Here is an 18,430-nt window from a genome sequence, read left to right as displayed (position 1 = left end):
GATGTTGGAGGTCACGGACCTCGTCGTGGCCTACGGCAAGATCCAGGCGGTCAAGGGCATCACCTTCTCCGTCGAGGAGGGCCAGGTCGTCTGCCTCATCGGGACGAACGGCGCCGGCAAGACGACCACCCTGCGCACCATCTCGGGTCTGCTCCGGCCCGAGTCGGGGAGCATCACGTTCGAGGGCGAGCGCATCGACAAGGTGCCCGCCCACAAGATCGTCACGCTCGGGCTCGCCCACTCCCCCGAGGGACGCCGGATCTTCCCGCGCATGACCGTCGAGGAGAACCTGCGGCTCGGCGCCTTCAGCCGGACCGAGAACACGCAGAAGGAGGACCTCGAGGCGGCCTACGAGCTGTTCCCGATCCTCGCCGAACGCCGCAGTCAACCGGCGGGCACGTTCTCGGGCGGCGAGCAGCAGATGCTGGCCATGGGGCGGGCCATGATGAGTCGCCCCCGGCTGCTCCTGCTCGACGAGCCGTCCATGGGGCTCTCGCCGCTGATGATGAAGAAGATCATGTCGACGGTGCGCACCCTGCGCAGCCAGGGCACGACCATCCTGCTCGTCGAGCAGAACGCCCAGGCCGCGCTGAGCCTGGCCGATCACGGGTACGTGCTCGAGGTCGGCAAGATCGTCCTCCACGGCACCGGCAAGGAGCTCCTCACCAGCGACGAGGTCCGCAAGGCCTACCTCGGCGAGGCGTGACGCGCGTCGCCCGCAGGCGACGACCTCTCAGACGTGACGGCGGGGCCTCGGCCCCGCCGTCACGCGTCACCGCACCGTGTGCTGCGCCCGATCCGTCAGCGCGTCCCGCGCGCCCGGTTCGCGCCGGCCTTGGCGGCCGTCTTCTTCGCGGTCGACTTCTTGGCCGGCGTGTTCGTGGCGGCCTTGCCCGTCGCCTTGGTGGTCGCGCCGTTCGGCGACGTCCCGGCGCGGGCCGACGACCGGGTGCCCTTGGCGGACCGGTTCGCGGCGTCGGCCGCGCGGCGTCGCCCGGCCGAGAGGGGCAGTTCCTCGGGGCGTTCGCCCAGCGGGGCCACGGCGGGGACGTGGTCGGCGCGGGCGAGGACCGGCGCGAGGAATCGACCGGTGTGGCTCTCGGCCACGGTCGCGACCTGCTCGGGCGTGCCCGTGGCGAGGATCCTGCCGCCACGGTGACCGCCCTCCGGGCCGAGGTCGACGATCCAGTCGGCGTTCTTGATGACGTCGAGGTTGTGCTCGATGACGAGGACGGTGTTGCCCTTGTCGACGAGCCCCTGCAGCACCCCGAGGAGCTTGCGGATGTCCTCGAAGTGCAGGCCGGTCGTGGGCTCGTCGAGGACGTAGACCGTCCTCCCGGTCGAGCGCTTCTGCAGCTCGGAGGCGAGCTTGACCCGCTGGGCCTCGCCGCCGGACAGCGTCGGCGCCGGCTGACCGAGTCGCACGTAGCCGAGCCCGACCTCGTGCAGGGTCTTCATGTGGCGCGAGATCGCGGGGACGGCCGCGAAGAAGTCGACCGCTTCCTCGATCGGCATGTCGAGGACCTCGGCGATCGACTTGCCCTTGAAGCGCACCTCGAGGGTCTCGCGGTTGTACCGCGCCCCGTGGCACACCTCGCACGGCACGTACACGTCGGGCAGGAAGTTCATCTCGATCTTGATCGTGCCGTCGCCCGAGCACGCGTCGCAGCGACCGCCCTTGACGTTGAACGAGAACCGCCCGGGCTGGTAGCCGCGTACCTTCGCCTCGGTGGTCTCGGCGAAGAGCCGACGGATGTGGTCGAAGACCCCGGTGTACGTGGCCGCGTTGCTCCGCGGCGTCCGTCCGATGGGGCTCTGGTCGACGTGCACGACCTTGTCGAGGTGCTCGAGGCCGGTGACCGTCTTGTGGCGGCCCGGGACGTGACGGGCGCCGTTGAGCTTGTTGGCGAGCACGTTGTAGAGGATGTCGTTGACGAGCGTCGACTTCCCGGAGCCCGAGACCCCGGTGACGGCGACGAAGGTGCCGAGCGGGAACGACGCGTCCACCCCGTGGAGGTTGTTCTGCCGCGCGCCGACGACCTCGAGCATGCGTTCCGGATCGACGGCCCGGCGCATCCGCGGCACGGGGACGACCTTCCGCCCGGACAGGTACGCCCCCGTCATCGACTCGGGGTTCTCGAGCAGCTCGGCGACCGGCCCCGAGTGGACGACATGACCGCCGTGCTCGCCGGCGCCGGGCCCGATGTCGACGATCCAGTCGGCCTCGTTGATCGTGTCCTCGTCGTGCTCGACGACGATGAGGGTGTTGCCGAGGTCCCGCAGGCGCGTCAGGGTCTGGATGAGCCGGTGGTTGTCCCGCTGGTGCAGCCCGATCGAGGGCTCGTCGAGAACGTAGAGGACTCCGACGAGCCCGGAGCCGATCTGGGTCGCGAGCCGGATCCGCTGGGCCTCGCCGCCGGAGAGGGTCGCCGCGGGGCGGTCGAGCGAGAGGTAGTCGAGGCCCACGTCGAGGAGGAAGCCGAGCCGGGCCTGGATCTCCTTGAGGACCCGCTCGGCGATCCGCGCCTCCCGCGCGCCGAGGGTGACCTCGTCGAGGAAGCGCGCGCAGTCGACGATGGACAGCGCGGACACCTCGGCGATGCTCCGGCCGCCGAGCCGCACCGACAACGCCTCGGGCTTGAGCCGCGCCCCCTTGCACACCGGGCACGGCACCTCACGCATGTACCCCTCGAACCGCTCGCGCGACCACTCCGACTCGGTCTCGGCGTGCCGGCGACGGACGAACGGCAGGACGCCCTCGAAGCCCGTCGAGTAGGAGCGCTCCCGCCCGAACCGGTTGCGATACCGCACGTGGACCTGGTGATCGCGGCCGTCGAGCAAGGCCGTCCGGGCCCGGTCGGGCAGGGAGTGCCACGGCTGGTCGAGGGAGAACTTGAGATCCGAGCCGAGCGCCTCGAGGACCCGGACGAAGTAGTCGGACAGCCCGTTGGCCTGGGACCACGGGGCGATCGCGCCCTCCCGCAGGGTGAGGTCCTCGTCGGGGACGACGAGCTCGGCGTCGACCTCGAGCTCGGTGCCGATCCCCGTACACGCCGGACAGGCCCCGAAAGGGCTGTTGAACGAGAACGTCCGCGGCTCGATCTCGTCGATCGACAGGGCGTGGTCGTTGGGGCAGGCCATCCGCTCTGAGAAGCGCCGCTCGCGCGGCAGCCCGATCTCGGGGTGCACCGCGTCGACGGAGTCGACGCCGTCCTCTCCCCCGACCGGGACGTCGACGAACTCGACGACGAGTCGCCCGTCGGCCAGGCCGAGGGCGGTCTCGACGGAGTCGGTCAGCCGTCGCTTGGCGCCCGCGTCGTCGCCCTTGGCCACGAGACGGTCGACGACGACCTCGATCGTGTGCTTGCGCTGCTTCTCGAGCTTCGGCGGCTCCGAGAGGGAGACCGTGTCGCCGTCCACCCGGGCGCGGGAGAACCCCTTGGTCTGCAGCTCCGCGAAGAGGTCGATGTACTCGCCCTTCCGGCCGCGCACGACGGGCGCGAGGATCTGGAAGCGGGTCCGCTCGGGCAGGGTGAGCAGCCGGTCGACGATCTGCTGCGGCGACTGCCGGGTGATGGGCTCGCCGCAGACCGGGCAGTGCGGGCTCCCGGCCCGGGCGAAGAGCAGGCGGAGGTAGTCGTACACCTCGGTGATGGTGCCCACCGTGGAGCGGGGGTTGCGGTTCGTCGACTTCTGGTCGATGGACACGGCCGGCGACAGGCCCTCGATGAAGTCGACGTCGGGCTTGTCCATCTGGCCGAGGAACTGCCGCGCGTAGGCGGAGAGGGACTCGACGTAGCGGCGCTGCCCCTCGGCGAAGATCGTGTCGAAGGCCAGGGAGGACTTGCCCGACCCCGAGAGCCCGCTGAAGACGACCATCGAGTCGCGCGGGATCTCGATGGAGACGTCCTTGAGGTTGTGTTCCCGCGCGCCCCGGACGACGAGATGGTCGTGGCGCGGACGGGGGGTGGCTGAGCTTGGCGATGGCACGTCCGCCATCGTATTCGGGCCCACCGACAGGGTCCGCGCGCCGCCCGGGTCCGGTCCCGCGACGGGTCGGTCGGCCGCCGACCGGCCGGCCCCCGGGTGTCCGGCAGCCGGCAGTCCCGCGCCCACCGGGAGGCCCGACGGGAGGCCGGCCGACGGCGTCTAGGTTGGGACCCATGCGTGCCGCCCCCACCCTCGACCCCAGCTCGCGCGCCTCCGCCGTCGGCCTCGTCCTCGCGGCCGTCGTCTCGGTGCAGTTCGGCGGGGCCCTCGCGGCCACGCTGCTGCCCATCGTCGGCGTCGCGGGCTCGGTGACCCTGCGCCTCCTCGTGGCGGCCGTCGTCCTCCTGCTCGTCGCGCGGCCCCGGATCCGCGGCCGGTCCCGCGGCGACTGGGCCACCGTCGTGGCCTTCGGGCTCGCGCTCGCCGCGATGAACACGTCGTTCTACGCCTCGCTCGTCCACCTGCCGATCGGCGTCGCCGTGACCGTCGAGTTCATCGGGCCGCTCGTGCTCGCCGCGGTGCTGTCCCGTCGGGTCCTCGACGGGGTCGCCGTGGTCGTGGCCGCGGCCGGCGTCGTGCTCATCTCGAGGATCGTCGACACCGACGGGGCCGCGGTCGACGTCGTCGGGCTCGGCCTCGCGCTCACGGCGGGAGCGTGCTGGGCCGCGTACATCCTGCTCTCGGCCCGCGTCGGGGCCCGGTTCGCCCGCCTCGACGGGCTCGCGATCGCGCTCGTCGTGGCGTCGGTCGTCGTGACCCCGTTCGGCGTCGCCGGGCACGGGAGCCGGCTCGTGGATCCGCATCCGCTCCTCGTCGGAGCGGGCGTGGCCCTGCTCTCGTCCGTCCTGCCGTACTCCCTCGAGCTCCTTGCCCTGCGCCGCCTGCCCGCCCACGTGTTCGGCGTCCTGCTCAGCCTCGAACCCGCCGTCGCCGCTCTCGCCGGCTTCCTCGTGCTCTCGCAGACCCTGGCGCCGGCGCAGCTCGTCGGGATGCTCCTCGTCGTGGCCGCCTCCGCGGTCGTGACCCGGCGGGATCCGGCGGACCCGGAACAGGAGGCGCCCTCCGGCCCGCAGACCGACGCCGGCCCCTGACGCGTCGTGCGTCAGGGGCCGGCGGGGCGGCGGCGGGCGGTCAGGAGACGCGCTCGTCCCGGCGGGTCTTCGCGAGACTCGCGACGGTGGTCACGCCGAGGATGACGACGATCGCGCCGAGCGACACGGAGATGGGGATCTCCGGGACGGAGTGGATCGGCTGACCGCCGTTGAGGAACGGCAGGTTGTTCTCGTGCAGGGCGTGCAGGATGAGCTTGACGCCGATGAAGGCGAGCAGCACGGACAGGCCGAGGCTGAGGTACACGAGGCGCTTGAGCAGACCGCCGATGAGGAAGTACAGCTGGCGCAGACCCATGAGGGCGAAGATGTTCGCGGTGAGCACGAGGTAGGGCTCGCGGGTGAGGCCGTAGATCGCGGGGATCGAGTCGAGCGCGAACATGAGGTCGGTGGTGCCCAGGGCGAGGATGACGATGAGCATCGGGGTGATGATGCGCTTGCCGTTCTCCCGGGTGAAGAGCTTCGTGCCGTGCTCCCACGAGTTCGTGGCCGGGAACTTCCGGGTGACCCACTTGAGGAACGCGTTCTCTTCGTAGTCGTCATCGTCGTCGTCGCCCATGCCCTCCTTGGCGAGCTTGACGGCGGTGTAGATGAGGAAGAGACCGAAGAGGTAGAACACCCACGCGAACTGGTTGATGAGGGCGGCCCCGGCCGCGATGAAGATGCCGCGGAGCACGAGGGCGATGATGATGCCGACCATGAGGGCCGCCTGCTGATACTTCTCCGGCACCCCGAACTTCGCCATGATGATGATGAAGACGAAGAGGTTGTCGACCGACAGCGAGTACTCCGTCATCCAGCCGGCGAAGAACTGGGCGCCGTAGTCCCAGCCGGACAGGACGCCGATCGCGATGCCGAAGACGATGGCGGATCCGACGAAGAACGCGAGGTGCCGGGCGCACTCCGCCATCGTCGGGACGTGGGGCCGACGCGCGATGACGAGCACGTCGACGAGGAGGAACGAGACCGTCACGACGAGGGTGGCGATCCACAACCACAGCGGGATGTTCACGGGGGCCTTCCGGAGGGCAGGGGGCCGGAGGTCTCTCCCACCCCGAGGGGCCGACCTCCCGGGCCGGGCGTCGGTGCGCCGGGACCGTGCTGACGGGAGGTCGTGACAGGGATACTCCCCTCCGTTGACGTTCGCACCTTACCGGTTCCGGCGCCCCGTGCCGATCCCCGCCCGCCACCGGTGTGCGCACAACCGGCCGGCGCGCCGATCGGTGCAGGTCAGCGTGTCGCCTCCTGCATCTGACGCAGCTCCTTCTTGAGGTCGCCGAGCTCGTCCCGCAGCCGGGCCGCGAGCTCGAACTGCAGCTCCTCCGCGGCGCCGTGCATCTGCGTGGTGAGCTCCTGGATGAGGTCGGACAGCTCCGAGGCGGCCATCGACGTCGTGTCGACCGCCCGGGACCGGCCGGCGTCGGCGTCGGCGCCCTTGCGGCCGCCCTTCTTGCCGCGCGACTGGTTGCGGCCCGAGCCGAGCAGCGCCTCGGTGTCGGCGTCCTCCCGGTTGATCATGTCGGTGATGTCGGCGATCTTCTTGCGCAGCGGCTGCGGGTCGACCCCCCGCTCGAGGTTGTAGGCCACCTGCTTCTCACGGCGTCGGCGCGTCTCGTCGATCGCCGACTCCATCGACGGCGTGATGGAGTCGGCGTACATGTGCACCTGGCCGGAGACGTTGCGCGCGGCCCGCCCGACGGTCTGGATGAGGCTGCGGGCCGACCGCAGGAACCCCTCCTTGTCGGCGTCGAGGATGGAGACGAGAGACACCTCGGGCAGGTCGAGGCCCTCGCGCAGCAGGTTGATGCCGACGAGGACGTCGTACTCCCCCATCCGCAGCTCCCGGAGCAGTTCGACCCGGCGCAGGGTGTCGACCTCGGAGTGCAGGTAACGGACCCGCACCCCCTTGTCGAGGAGGTAGTCCGTGAGGTCCTCGGCCATCTTCTTGGTCAGCGTCGTGACGAGGACGCGTTCGTTCTTCTTCGTGCGCTCGCCGATCTCGAAGAGCAGGTCGTCGATCTGGCCCTTGGTCGGCTTGAGGACGATCTCGGGGTCGAGCAGTCCGGTGGGCCGGATGATCTGCTCGACGACGCCGTTGCTCTTGGCGACCTCGTAGTCGCCAGGGGTCGCGGACAGGTACACCGTCTGCCCGATCCGGTCGAGGAACTCCTCCCATTTCAGCGGGCGGTTGTCCATCGCGCTGGGCAGCCGAAAGCCGTGGTCGACGAGGGTGCGCTTGCGCGACATGTCGCCCTCGTACATGGCGCCGATCTGGGGCACGGTGACGTGGGACTCGTCGATGACGAGGAGGAAGTCCTCGGGGAAGTAGTCGAGGAGGCAGTTGGGGGCCGACCCGGGTTCGCGGCCGTCGATGTGCAGCGAGTAGTTCTCGATGCCGTTGCAGACGCCGACGGTCCGCATCATCTCGATGTCGTACGTCGTGCGCATGCGCAGGCGCTGCGCCTCGAGGAGCTTGCCCTGCTGCTCGAACGTGCGGAGCTGATTCTCGAGCTCGTGCTCGATGCCGCCGATGGCGCGCTCCATGCGTTCGGGGCCCGCGACGTAGTGCGACGCGGGAAACACGTACATCTCCTGCTCCTCGCGCACGATCTCCCCCGTGAGCGGGTGGAGCGTGTACAGGCGCTCGATCTCGTCGCCGAAGAACTCGATCCGCACGGCGAGTTCCTCGTACATGGGGATGATCTCGACGGTGTCACCCCGCACCCGGAACGTGCCCCGCGTGAACGCGAGGTCGTTGCGGGTGTACTGCATCTGCACGAACCGGCGCAGCAGCGTGTCGCGGTCGATCTCCTGCCCGACCTTGAGCCGCGCCATCCGGTCGACGTACTCCTGCGGCGTGCCGAGACCGTAGATGCACGAGACCGAGGCGACGACGATGACGTCACGCCGGGTGAGCAGGCTGTTCGTGGCGGAGTGCCGCAGCCGCTCCACCTCGTCGTTGATCGAGCTGTCCTTCTCGATGTACGTGTCCGTCTGCGGGACGTACGCCTCGGGCTGGTAGTAGTCGTAGTAGCTGACGAAGTACTCGACGGCGTTGTTCGGCAGCAGCTCCCGGAATTCGTTGGCCAGCTGCGCCGCCAGCGTCTTGTTGGGGGCCAGCACGAGCGTGGGCCGCTGCACCTGCTCCACGAGCCAGGCCGTGGTGGCCGACTTGCCCGTGCCGGTGGCGCCGAGCAGGACGACGTCCTGCTCCCCGGCCCGCAACCGCCGTGTGAGGTCCGCGATCGCGGTCGGCTGGTCGCCGCTCGGGGAGAACTCCGAGACGACGTCGAACGGGGCGACGGTGCGCTGCAGATCGGTCACGGGACGCATGGGTGACACGGTAGACGCCCCCACCGACAACCTCGACGCACCCGGACGACGACCGCCCCGCCCGGGTGCGTCCCCAGCTCAGAAGAGCTCGCCGATGGCCTGCTCGGAGGACTCGACGTAGCGGTGGCGCTGCTTCTCGCCGAACGGCCCGTACGGGTAGTCGTTCGGCGTCGGGGCGCTCACCTCGTCGAGACGTTCGTCTCCTCCATCGGGGTCAGCGCATCCCAGCCGTGCAGCTGGTATAGGTCGATGTTCTCGCGCCCGAGGCGGCGCAGCGACGCGCTCAGGGCGCGGTCGAGGTTGCGGCGGGAGTTGCCGACCTCGTTGACGTCGGGCCCCGTGCCGAACCGTGCCTTCGTGGCGAGGACGACGCGCTCGCTCAGGTCGTCCGGGCGGTCGGCCATCCAGCGGCCCACGACCTCCTCGGAGACGCCCCCGCCGTACACGTTGGCGGTGTCGACGAGGTTGCCGTCGGCCTCGACGAACCGGTCGAGGATCGCGAACGCGTCTTTCTCGTCGGTCGCGGTGCCGAACCCCATCGTGCCGAGGGCCAGGTTGGAGACGCTGATTCCGGTGCCGGGCAGGTGGCGGTATCTCATGACGCCGAGTCAACCCGTTCCCGGTCGCCCGCGCGAGGGTCCGCCGGTAGGTGCACCGGCAGGGACCCCTCCCGGAGCCGCCCACAGCCAGGAGTTCCGGGAGCTCTGGGACGCCCACGACGTCGTCGACCATCGCGCCGGCACCAAGAGCATCCGGCACCCGGTCGTCGGCGACCTCGACCTCGTCTTCCAGAGCATGGACCTCGCCGTGGACCGCGGACTGCAAATGCTCGTCTTCTCCGCGGCGCCCGGGTCCCGCTCCGACGAACGCCTCCGGCTGCTCGCCGATCGGACCTCCTCCGGAGTGCGGTCCGCGACGTCGTGACACGGGCGAGATGCCGCGGGGACACGGTCCCGCGACGCCTCGGCTCATGCCAGGCGTCGATTCGACCGGCGCGGTCAGGGCGCGTGGGGCGCGACGGGTGTGGCCTCCGGCATCGCCGAGGAGTGGTGGCTCGTGATGAGCCACCGGTGGCCGGTCCACCGGTACGTGAACGTGTACCGCGCCGGCACGACCCGCCCGTCGCCGAAGGTGAAGGTGTAGAGCCCGGCGTCGACGGCCGTGCGGCAGTCGATGTCGATGTGCCGGGACACGATGCGACCGGTGGGTCGGCCCGCGAGGAAGTGCGTGAAGTAGTCACGCTGCTCCTCGGGAGTGTCCCGCGGGACGTTCGACAGCGTGGGCAGCAGGACGGAGCCGGGGGCGTAGTTGCGTCGCACGACCGTGTCCGCCCGTCCCGTCGCGAGGGAGGCGTTCCATCGGTCGAAGAGGCGGGCGATCTCCTTCTCGTTCGTCGCCCGGCACCGGGGCCGATGACGCTCGCCGCCGGCAACGGCATCCGGGGCGTCCGTCAGGGGGCGGTCGGCCGAGGCCCGGACGGCCGTCGGCGTCGTCGACGAGGCGGGGGCGGAGGCCGCCGTACCGGCGAGCAGCACCGGGACTGCAGCGAGGACGGCGAGGGCGGCACGAAGGGACGACGGCACGACGATCACCCGATTCTGTGGTGGGACAGGGTGAGTGGACTGTACCGGAGGCCGGCGCCGGGTGGGCCGATCGAGCTCGTCGGATCGGCGGTGGGGTCAGTCGTGCCAGCCGGACCGCTGCGCCCAGGCCTGGATGCGGGGCCAGATCTCACCGAACCACGGGGCCTTCGCCTCGGCGTAGTCCGCGCTCGAGGAGGACTCGCGCCGGAGCCGGTCCTTGACGTCGACGTACTCGGCCGCGGCCTCGGGATCGGCGCGCAGGAAGTCGCGGAACAGGAGGGCGTACTGCCAGCCTGCGCTGCCGAGCTCCCGGACGTGGACATGGACGACGCGGCCCGGGTCGCACGAGGCGTGGAACCGCTTCACCCACAACGACGGGTCCGGCAGGTCCTCCGTGGGGTGATCCATCCGGTAGTCGTCGATCCGCGGGAAGCCGAGGTCGGCCATGGTCGACATGAAGTCCGGGTCGTCGGCGTCGGCGAGCCTGGACACCCCGATCTGCACGTCGATGACGTCCTTGCCGGGCATCCCCGGCACGGCGGTGGATCCCACGTGCTCGATCTCGGGCGCCCGGTCCCCGAGGGCAGCCCCGAGACGGTCGACGATCCGCCGAGCCGCGTGGGGCCAGCCGGGGTCGTAGTCGACGAGCACCGGGGTGTCGGGCCGCCGGAACGGGCGGCCGAGCCGGACGTTCTCCTCGAACGGGCGCAGCCGCTCGTGCCACAGCTCGTGCACCGCCGCCACGAGCTCCTCGCGCGAGCCGCCGTTGGGCAGCAGCACGTCGGCGGCCGCACGCCGGGTGTCGTCGTTCGCCTGGTGCTCCATGCGGGCTCGCGCGTCCGCCTCCCCCATGCCGCGTTCGCCGACGAGGCGCTCCAGCCGCACCGCGGCCGGCGCATCGACCACGACGACGAGGTGATAGCCGGGGCCCATGTGCTTCTCGACGAGCAGAGGGACGTCGTGCACGACGATCGCGTCGGGCGGCGCGGCCGCCACGACCTGCGCCGTCCGCTCCGCGATGAGGGGATGCAGGATGCCTTCCAGGTCCGCTCGGGCGGCGTCGTCTCCGAAGACGGCGGAGGCGAGGGCGGGCCGGTCCAGGGACCCGTCCGCCGTGATGACGCCGTCCCCGAAGCGGCGCCGCACGCGCGCCAACCCGTCACCACCGGGGGCCGCCACCTCGCGCGCGAGAACGTCCGAGTCCACGACGCACGCGCCGAGCTCTGCCAGTCGGCGCGCCACCGTCGACTTGCCGGATCCGATTCCGCCGGTCAGGCCCACCTTCAGCATGACCCCACTGTAGGCGCGCCGCCCGGAGCGTGGGGGTCTTGCGGTCGGACGCCCGACCAGGCGGGTCCGACGCGGAGACGACGGACGGCCCGCCCCCCGGTGGGGGACGGGCCGTCCGCGTGAACCGTCGAGGCGGCCGGGGCCGCGCCGACTCAGTTGCCGGTGAGCTTCTCGCGCAGCGCGGCGAGAGCCGCGTCGGAGGCGAGGGTGCCTTCGGTGGAGGTCACCTGACCCGTGTCGGACGACGAGCCGCCGCTCGAGTACGAGGTCGCGGGGGCCTCGCCCGTGGTGACGGCCTCGGCGTCGGCCTTCTGGGCCTCCTCGACCTGGGCGCGGTGCGCCTCCCAGCGCGCGTGCGCGTCGGCGTACTGCTTCTCCCAGGTCTCCCGCTCCTTCTCGTGGCCCTCGAGCCACTCGTTGGTCTCGGGGTCGAAGCCCTCGGGGTACTTGTAGTTGCCCTGCTCGTCGTACTCGGCCGCCATGCCGTACAGCGTGGGGTCGAACTCGGCGTTGCCCGCGGCCGCGTCGTTGGCCTGCTTGAGCGACAGCGAGATGCGGCGACGCTCGAGGTCGATGTCGATGACCTTGACGAAGATCTCGCCACCGACGGTGACGACCTGCTCCGGCAGCTCCACGTGACGCTCGGCCAGCTCGGAGATGTGGACCAGACCCTCGATGCCGTCGTCGACGCGGACGAACGCACCGAACGGAACGAGCTTGGTGACCTTGCCCGGCACGACCTGACCGATCGCGTGGGTGCGGGCGAAGTGCTGCCACGGGTCTTCCTGCGTCGCCTTGAGCGACAGGGAGACGCGCTCGCGGTCCATGTCGACGTCGAGCACCTCGACCGTGACCTCCTGGCCGACCTCGACGACCTCGGAGGGGTGGTCGATGTGCTTCCAGGACAGCTCGGACACGTGGACGAGACCGTCGACGCCGCCGAGGTCGACGAACGCACCGAAGTTGACGATGGAGGACACGACGCCCGGGCGGACCTGGCCCTTCTGGAGCTCCTTGAGGAAGCTCGTGCGCACCTCGGACTGCGTCTGCTCGAGCCACGCGCGGCGCGACAGGACGACGTTGTTGCGGTTCTTGTCGAGCTCGATGATCTTGGCCTCGATCTCCTTGCCGACGTACGGCTGGAGGTCGCGGACGCGGCGCATCTCGACGAGGGAGGCGGGGAGGAAGCCGCGGAGGCCGATGTCGAGGATGAGACCACCCTTGACGACCTCGATGACGGTGCCGGTGACGACGCCGTCCTCTTCCTTGATCTTCTCGATCGTGCCCCAGGCGCGCTCGTACTGGGCGCGCTTCTTGGAGAGGATCAGGCGACCCTCCTTGTCCTCCTTCTGGAGGACGAGCGCCTCGACGTCGTCGCCGACGGCGACGACCTCGGACGGGTCGACGTCGTGCTTGATCGACAGCTCACGCGAGGGGATGACGCCCTCGGTCTTGTAGCCGATGTCGAGCAGAACCTCGTCGCGGTCGACCTTGACGATGACTCCCTCGACGATGTCGCCGTCGTTGAAGTGCTTGATCGTCGCGTCGATGGCGGCGAGGAGGTCTTCCTCGGACCCGATGTCGTTGATCGCGATCTCGGAAGTGGCCGGGCTGGCAGTCATGTAGTTGGGGCTCCGTTGGTGGACAGTGGAATCAAGGGGCACGCGTTCGGCAGCGCACTCCGGCGAACAGGGTGTGCACACCCGAGCGAACGAACCGCGGAACGGCCGATCGTGAAGGTGTGCGGTGCGACACGGGTCCGCTCACCGGTGCGACGATCGGGCGGGGTCGTGCATCCTCGGGCCACCCGTTGGTCTCGGGTGGCCGCCGGAGCGATCTGGGACGATCGCGGCCGGAGCGATGCGGACGATGGACGATCGTGCGGCGAGCGCACGCCATGCGCACGTCTACCCTACCGATCCCACCGTCGGTCTCCAAGTCCCGGTCGCCACGCGACGGATCCGCCCGACCGACGATCCGCTCGCGCGGGGGTCCGCCGGGACGCCACAGGCTGGGAGACTGCCGGGGTGAGCGACTCCGACCAGACCGCCGCCGTCGCCTTCGGACCCGACGGGAAGCCCGTGCACGACGAGATCGTCGCCGCCCGCCGCGACGTCGGGGCCGACGACTCCGCCCGGGCGAACCGGGCCTGGTGGGACGAGCAGGCCGAGGACTACTACGCCGAACACGGGGCGTTCCTCGGCGACGCCGAACTCGTCTGGGGACCCGAGGGCGTCCGGGAGTCCGACCTGCACCTCCTCGGCGACGTGGCCGGCGCCGACGTCCTCGAGATCGGCGCGGGAGCCGCGCAGGGCGGCCGGTACGTCGCCCGCACCGGCGCCCGCGTCGTCGCCACCGACCTCTCGGCCGGGATGCTCCGCCGGGCCCGCGCGATCGACGGGTCCGCGCGCGTCGACGACGCCGACGAGAAGGGCGCTCGCGCAACGCTGCCGCTCGTGCAGTGCGACGGCCGGGCCCTCCCCTTCGCTGACGCCTCGTTCGACATCGTCTTCTCCGCCCACGGGGTCCTCGCGTTCGTCGCCGACCCGCACGTCGTGCTCGCCGAGGTCGCCCGCGTCCTGCGTCCCGGCGGGCGGGCCGTCTTCTCCACCCCGCACCCGATGCGGTGGTGCTTCCCCGACGACCCCGGTCCGGCCGGTCTCGTCGCGACGATGTCCTACTGGGACACCACCCCGTACGTCGAATCCCTCGCCGGCCGGCCCACGTACGCCGAACACCACCGCACGCTCGGCGCCCGCCTGCGGGAGTTCGTCTCCGCCGGCCTCGAGGTGGTCGACCTCCTCGAACCCGAATGGCCGGACGAGAACACGTCCGTCTGGGGCGGATGGAGCCCCACCCGCGGCGCGATCCTGCCCGGCACCTGCATCTGGGTCGCGCGACGGCCGGGGTGACGACCGGTGCGCAGGTGGTCAGAACTCTCTGTCGCGCTCACGACGGCTCGCACGCTCGCCTCCGTTCGCCGCTCAGAACCCTCTGTCGCGCTCACGACGGCTCGCACGCTCGCCTCCGTTCGCCGCTCAGAACCCTCTGTCGCGCTCACGACGGCTCGCACGCTCGCCTCCGTTCGCCGCTCTAGTGACCGGCCGCGTGCCAGCTCCCTCCCACGCCCACGCTGACGTCGAGCGGCACGTCCATCTCGACGGCGCTGCCCATCTGTTCGCGCACCAGCGCCTCGAGGGACTCCCGCTCCCCCGGCGCGACCTCGAGGATCAGCTCGTCGTGCACCTGCAGCAGCACGCGCGACGCGGCGTCGGCCTCGCGCAGCGCGCGGTCGACCCGCAGCATGGCGAGCTTCATGACGTCCGCCGCCGACCCCTGGATCGGGGCGTTGAGCGCCATGCGCTCGGCCATCTCGCGCCGGGCACGGTTGCTCGAGCCGAGGTCGGGCAGGTAGCGGCGCCTCCCGAGCATCGTCTCGGTGTATCCCGCGCGCCGGGCCTGCTCGACGACGTCGCGCAGGTAGTCGCGGACCCCGCCGAACCGCTCGAAGTAGCCGTCCATGAGCTCGGTCGCCTCGGACGTCGGGATCAGGAGCTGACGCGACAGGCCGAATGCCGACAACCCGTAGGCGAGTCCGTAGGACATCGCCTTGACCTTGGCCCGCATCGCCGACGTGACGTCGGCCGGCTCGACACCGAAGACCCGGCTGCCGACGAACCGGTGGAGGTCCTCCCCCGCCCGGAAGGCCTCGATGAGGCCGGCGTCGCCCGACAGGTGCGCCATGATCCGCATCTCGATCTGGCTGTAGTCGGCCGACATGAGCGACTCGAACCCGTCCCCGACGACGAAGGCGGACCGGATCCGGCGACCCTCCTCCGTGCGCACCGGGATGTTCTGCAGGTTGGGGTCGGTGGAGCTCAGGCGGCCCGTCGCCGCGATCGTCTGCTGGTAGGTCGTGTGGATCCGACCGTCGTCCGAGACGGACTTCATGAGGCCCTCGACGGTGACCCGCAGGCGCGAGGCGTCGCGGTGGCGCAGCAGGGCCTCGAGGAACGGGTGCTCGGTCTTCGCGTAGAGGTCGGCGAGGGCCTCGGCGTCGGTCGTGTAGCCGGTCTTCGTCCGCTTCGTCTTCGGCAGGCCCAGCTCCTCGAACAGCACGACCTGCAGCTGCTTGGGCGAGCCGAGGTTGACCTCGTGGTCGATGGCGGCGAACGCGTCGGCCTGGGCGGTGGCCACCTTGGCGGCGAAGTCGGCCTCCATCGTGGCCAGCCCGTCGGAGTCGACGGCGATCCCGGTGCGCTCCATCCGGCCGAGGACGTCGAGGACCGGCAGCTCGAGGTCGCGCAGCAGCGGCAGCCCCTCCCGCGACTCGAGTTCGGCGACGAGGACGTCGGACAGGTCGACGACGGCGCGGGCCCGCACCATCGCCCCCTGGGCCGCACCGTCGGACTCCTCCGCCGCGAAGTCGAGGACCCCCTGCCCCGAGGCCTGTTCCGCGTCGTCGCGCAGCTCGCGGTGGAGGTGGCGCAGCGCGAGGTCCGCGAGGTCGAACGAGCGCTGGTCGGGCTTGAGCAGGTACGCGGCGAGGGCGGTGTCGCAGACGAGGCCGGCGACCGGGAGGCCGCGCGCGGCCAGGGCGTGGAGGGGGCCCTTGGCGTCGTGGAGCACCTTGGGCCGGGCCGGGTCGGCCAGCCAGGCGGCGAGCTCGCGCTCGTCATCGCTCGTGAGGTCGACGAGGTCGACGTACGCACCGGTGCCGTCGGCCCCGGCGAGGGCGAGGCCCTGGGCGTCGCCCACCCCGAAGCGCGCGGTCGCGCCGACGACGTGGACGCCGGTCCGGGCCGCCGACGGCGGGGCCGGCGTGGTCGACGGCGTGGCGGCCGGCTCGACCTCGGCGGTCATGCCTTCGGCGGTGACCTCCTCGGGCCGGGCCGCGGGATCCACCGGCTGCTGGGCGGACGTGTGCTCACGCAGCCACGCGGCCACGGTGCCGGGGGCCAGGGTCTCGCCGCGCACGTCGAAGCCGCCCTCGCCCTCCGGCTCGGCGGTGGTCAGCGTGGCGAAGAGGCGGTCGCGCAGGACCCGGAACTCGAGCCCGTCGAAGACCTGGTGCACCTCGTCGCGGTCCCAGTCGGCGCGCGCGAGATCGGCGATGTCGAGCGGCAGGTCCACGTCGTGCACGAGCTGGTTGAGCCGTCGGTTGCGCAGCACCTGGTCGAGGTGCGCCCGCAGGTTCTCCCCCGCCTTGCCCTTGATCTCGTCCACCCGGGCCACGACCCCGGTGAGATCGCCGTACGCGCCGATCCACTTGGCCGCGGTCTTGGGGCCCACTCCGGGGACGCCGGGGAGGTTGTCGGAGGTCTCCCCGACGAGGGCCGCGAGGTCGCTGTACCGGTTCGGCGTCACGCCGTACTTGGCCTCGATCGCCGCCGGCGTCATGCGGGACAGCTCGGAGACGCCCTTGACCGGGTAGAGCAAGGTGGTGCGCTCGTCGACGAGCTGGATGGCGTCGCGGTCGCCGGTGCAGACGAGCACCTCGTCGAGCCCCGCGGCCGCCGCCCGGGTGGTCAGGGTGGCGATGATGTCGTCGGCCTCGAACCCCTCGACGGAGACGTGGCGGATGCGGAGCGCGTCGAGCACCTCTTGCAGCAGCGAGATCTGGCCGCGGAACTCGTCGGGCGTCGCCGCTCGGCCGGCCTTGTACTCGGCGTACTCCTGCGTGCGGAAGGTCTGCCGGGACAGGTCGAAGGCCACGGCGAGGTGCGTGGGCTCCTCGTCGCGCAGCAGGTTGATGAGCATGGACGTGAATCCGTACACGGCGTTCGTCGTCTGGCCGGTCGTCGTCGAGAAGTTCTCGGCCGGCAGCGCGAAGAAGGCCCGGTAGGCCAGCGAGTGTCCGTCGAGGAGGAGAAGTCGGCTCACACATGGCAGCGTAGGGGCAGGCACCGACACGAAGGAGACGAGGCGGGATGAGCGAGGCGGGTCGCACCGGCGGAGACGGGACACGAGGGTGGGTCGTCGACCCCGACGACGTCGCGGACACCCTCATCGGGCGCATGGGGATCGAGCTGGACGAGTACGGCCCGGAGGGTGGGTCCGGTTCGATGCCCGTCGCCGGCAACACCCAGCCGTACGGCCTCCTCCACGGCGGCGCGAGCGCGGTGCTCGCCGAGACCCTCGGGTCGTTGGCCGCGGCCGCCCACGCCGGCGCCGATCGCATCGCCGTCGGCATCGAGCTCGGGTGCACCCACCACCGGGCGGCCCGCACGGGGCGGGTCCACGGCGTGGCCACGGCGCTGCACCGGGGCGGCAGCCTCGCCACGTACGAGATCGTCGTCCGCGACGACGAGGGCCGGCGCGTGTGCACCGCCCGGCTCACCTGCCTGATCCGCCTGCGCCCGCCGGGCGCCTGAGTCGGTCCCGCGTACCCCGTGGGGCACCTCGGCCCGGTCCGCCCTCCGGGGGGCCGACCGGGCCGCTCGGGGCAGGGATTCAGCGGGCCAGGGCCACGCCTTCCGCGGCGAGTCGGGCCCGGTGGGTGCGACGGCGCAGCAGCACGGCGTCCCGCGGCGAGGACCCGCCGCGCAGGCGGCGGAGCAGCGCCGACGAGGAGGCGACGCGGGACGTGGCCGCCGGCACGAAGCCGAGCCGGGCGAGAACCCGGTTGAGGGTGCGGGCGTGCGTCGGCGCGACGCAGGCGATCTGGTCGCCGCCGTTGCGTTGCGACAGGGTGCCGGCCGCGACGAGCAGCGCCTTGGCCGTCCCGTGGCGGCGGCGGTCGGGGTCGACGTACATGTCCTCGATCGTCACGCCCGGGCTGTCGAGGAGGGTCGACAGCGGGCGGACGGCGACCCACGCGAAGCCGCGGATCTCCCCGGCGCAGACCGCGAGCTGGACGACGACGTCGCTCGACAGGGCCGCCTCCCGGAGCCGGCCGTCGGCGACCGCCCGGCGGGCGCTGTCGGCGGGATGACCGAGGTCGACCCGGCGCTGGACCCACAGCTGCGCGAACGCGGCGAAGGCCTCGTCGGGCGCGAGCTCCGGCACCCCTCCCGACACGGCCTCCGACAAGACCCGGATCGACGTACCGACTCGCGACATCGCTGCTCCTGAAGGGGGTGGGGTCGGACGCTGGTGGACTCGTCCGCCGCACACACTAGACCC

14 protein-coding genes are annotated in these 18,430 nt (G+C 71.4%); 5 read left to right on the top strand and 9 right to left on the bottom strand.

Annotated features, from left to right (window positions below; translation table 11 throughout):
- Window position 1: 1 nt before the first annotated feature.
- Complete coding sequence (locus ICW24_RS13115) at window positions 2–706, top strand: ABC transporter ATP-binding protein (RefSeq protein ID WP_264176591.1); 705 nt, start codon at window positions 2–4, stop codon at window positions 704–706.
- Between the two features lie 95 nt (window positions 707–801).
- On the opposite strand, the gene uvrA is transcribed toward ICW24_RS13115, so the two are convergent.
- Window positions 802–3,999, bottom strand: coding sequence for an excinuclease ABC subunit UvrA (gene uvrA / locus ICW24_RS13110; protein WP_226346162.1), 3,198 nt, complete (start codon window positions 3,997–3,999; stop codon window positions 802–804).
- 164 nt (window positions 4,000–4,163) lie between these two features.
- Between uvrA and ICW24_RS13105 the strand changes: the two genes are divergently transcribed.
- Window positions 4,164–5,081, top strand: a complete 918-nt coding sequence (locus ICW24_RS13105; RefSeq protein WP_226346161.1) for an EamA family transporter — start codon at window positions 4,164–4,166, stop codon at window positions 5,079–5,081.
- Window positions 5,082–5,121: 40 nt separating this feature from the next.
- On the opposite strand, the gene ICW24_RS13100 is transcribed toward ICW24_RS13105, so the two are convergent.
- From ICW24_RS13100 to ICW24_RS13090, 3 genes are all read right to left on the bottom strand, one after another.
- The gene (locus tag ICW24_RS13100) at window positions 5,122–6,111 is read right to left on the bottom strand and encodes a TerC family protein (RefSeq protein ID WP_226346160.1); all 990 of its coding nucleotides are present in this window, start codon (window positions 6,109–6,111) and stop codon (window positions 5,122–5,124) included.
- Between the two features lie 218 nt (window positions 6,112–6,329).
- Window positions 6,330–8,432: an excinuclease ABC subunit UvrB gene (gene uvrB / locus ICW24_RS13095; protein WP_226346159.1), complete on the bottom strand. Its 2,103-nt coding sequence runs from the start codon at window positions 8,430–8,432 to the stop codon at window positions 6,330–6,332.
- A 179-nt stretch (window positions 8,433–8,611) separates the two neighbouring features.
- Window positions 8,612–9,031, bottom strand: a complete 420-nt coding sequence (locus tag ICW24_RS13090; protein ID WP_226346158.1) for an aldo/keto reductase — start codon at window positions 9,029–9,031, stop codon at window positions 8,612–8,614.
- Between ICW24_RS13090 and ICW24_RS13085 the strand changes: the two genes are divergently transcribed.
- Window positions 9,030–9,356 carry an MmyB family transcriptional regulator gene (locus tag ICW24_RS13085; RefSeq protein WP_226346157.1) on the top strand — a complete coding sequence of 109 codons (327 nt, stop codon included), beginning with the start codon at window positions 9,030–9,032 and terminating at the stop codon, window positions 9,354–9,356. The two genes, ICW24_RS13090 and ICW24_RS13085, sit on opposite strands and share 2 nt — an antisense overlap.
- A 74-nt stretch (window positions 9,357–9,430) precedes the next feature.
- Here ICW24_RS13085 and ICW24_RS13080 read toward each other — a convergent pair whose 3' ends face one another.
- The 3 genes from ICW24_RS13080 to rpsA all read right to left on the bottom strand — a co-directional run bounded on the left by ICW24_RS13080 (window position 9,431) and on the right by rpsA (window position 12,927).
- The gene (locus ICW24_RS13080) at window positions 9,431–10,024 is read right to left on the bottom strand and encodes a hypothetical protein (RefSeq protein WP_226346156.1); all 594 of its coding nucleotides are present in this window, start codon (window positions 10,022–10,024) and stop codon (window positions 9,431–9,433) included.
- 87 nt (window positions 10,025–10,111) lie between these two features.
- Window positions 10,112–11,305 carry a dephospho-CoA kinase gene (gene coaE / locus ICW24_RS13075; RefSeq protein WP_226346155.1) on the bottom strand — a complete coding sequence of 398 codons (1,194 nt, stop codon included), beginning with the start codon at window positions 11,303–11,305 and terminating at the stop codon, window positions 10,112–10,114.
- Between the two features lie 152 nt (window positions 11,306–11,457).
- Window positions 11,458–12,927: a 30S ribosomal protein S1 gene (rpsA, locus tag ICW24_RS13070; protein ID WP_226346154.1), complete on the bottom strand. Its 1,470-nt coding sequence runs from the start codon at window positions 12,925–12,927 to the stop codon at window positions 11,458–11,460.
- Between the two features lie 405 nt (window positions 12,928–13,332).
- Here rpsA and ICW24_RS13065 point away from each other — a divergent pair, with 405 nt between their 5' ends.
- Entirely contained in the window at window positions 13,333–14,217 is an 885-nt protein-coding gene (locus ICW24_RS13065) for a class I SAM-dependent methyltransferase (protein ID WP_372360642.1), read from the top strand.
- Between the two features lie 181 nt (window positions 14,218–14,398).
- On the opposite strand, the gene polA is transcribed toward ICW24_RS13065, so the two are convergent.
- Window positions 14,399–17,188, bottom strand: a complete 2,790-nt coding sequence (gene polA / locus ICW24_RS13060; protein WP_226346153.1) for a DNA polymerase I — start codon at window positions 17,186–17,188, stop codon at window positions 14,399–14,401.
- Window positions 17,189–17,322: 134 nt separating this feature from the next.
- On the opposite strand from polA, the gene ICW24_RS13055 reads away from it, so the two are divergent.
- Entirely contained in the window at window positions 17,323–17,679 is a 357-nt protein-coding gene (locus ICW24_RS13055; RefSeq protein WP_226346231.1) for a PaaI family thioesterase, read from the top strand.
- A gap of 79 nt (window positions 17,680–17,758) precedes the next feature.
- On the opposite strand, the gene ICW24_RS13050 is transcribed toward ICW24_RS13055, so the two are convergent.
- Window positions 17,759–18,367: a GNAT family N-acetyltransferase gene (locus ICW24_RS13050; RefSeq protein WP_226346152.1), complete on the bottom strand. Its 609-nt coding sequence runs from the start codon at window positions 18,365–18,367 to the stop codon at window positions 17,759–17,761.
- Window positions 18,368–18,430 lie beyond the last annotated feature (63 nt).

It is taken from the genome of Agilicoccus flavus (assembly GCF_014857905.1).
Taxonomy (GTDB): domain Bacteria; phylum Actinomycetota; class Actinomycetes; order Actinomycetales; family Dermatophilaceae; genus Agilicoccus; species Agilicoccus flavus.
This window is presented reverse-complemented; position numbering and strand designations above follow the sequence as displayed.

What these genes read in the sequence shown, in the direction of transcription:
- ICW24_RS13115 (WP_264176591.1), top strand. Translation starts at nt 2, where the DNA reads ATGTTGGAGGTCACGGACCTCGTCGTGGCCTACGGCAAGATCCAGGCG.
- uvrA (WP_226346162.1), bottom strand. Translation starts at nt 3,999, where the DNA reads ATGGCGGACGTGCCATCGCCAAGCTCAGCCACCCCCCGTCCGCGCCAC.
- ICW24_RS13105 (WP_226346161.1), top strand. Translation starts at nt 4,164, where the DNA reads ATGCGTGCCGCCCCCACCCTCGACCCCAGCTCGCGCGCCTCCGCCGTC.
- uvrB (WP_226346159.1), bottom strand. Translation starts at nt 8,432, where the DNA reads ATGCGTCCCGTGACCGATCTGCAGCGCACCGTCGCCCCGTTCGACGTC.
- ICW24_RS13085 (WP_226346157.1), top strand. Translation starts at nt 9,030, where the DNA reads ATGACGCCGAGTCAACCCGTTCCCGGTCGCCCGCGCGAGGGTCCGCCG.
- ICW24_RS13090 (WP_226346158.1), bottom strand. Translation starts at nt 9,031, where the DNA reads ATGAGATACCGCCACCTGCCCGGCACCGGAATCAGCGTCTCCAACCTG.
- coaE (WP_226346155.1), bottom strand. Translation starts at nt 11,305, where the DNA reads ATGCTGAAGGTGGGCCTGACCGGCGGAATCGGATCCGGCAAGTCGACG.
- rpsA (WP_226346154.1), bottom strand. Translation starts at nt 12,927, where the DNA reads ATGACTGCCAGCCCGGCCACTTCCGAGATCGCGATCAACGACATCGGG.
- ICW24_RS13055 (WP_226346231.1), top strand. Translation starts at nt 17,323, where the DNA reads ATGGGGATCGAGCTGGACGAGTACGGCCCGGAGGGTGGGTCCGGTTCG.
- ICW24_RS13050 (WP_226346152.1), bottom strand. Translation starts at nt 18,367, where the DNA reads ATGTCGCGAGTCGGTACGTCGATCCGGGTCTTGTCGGAGGCCGTGTCG.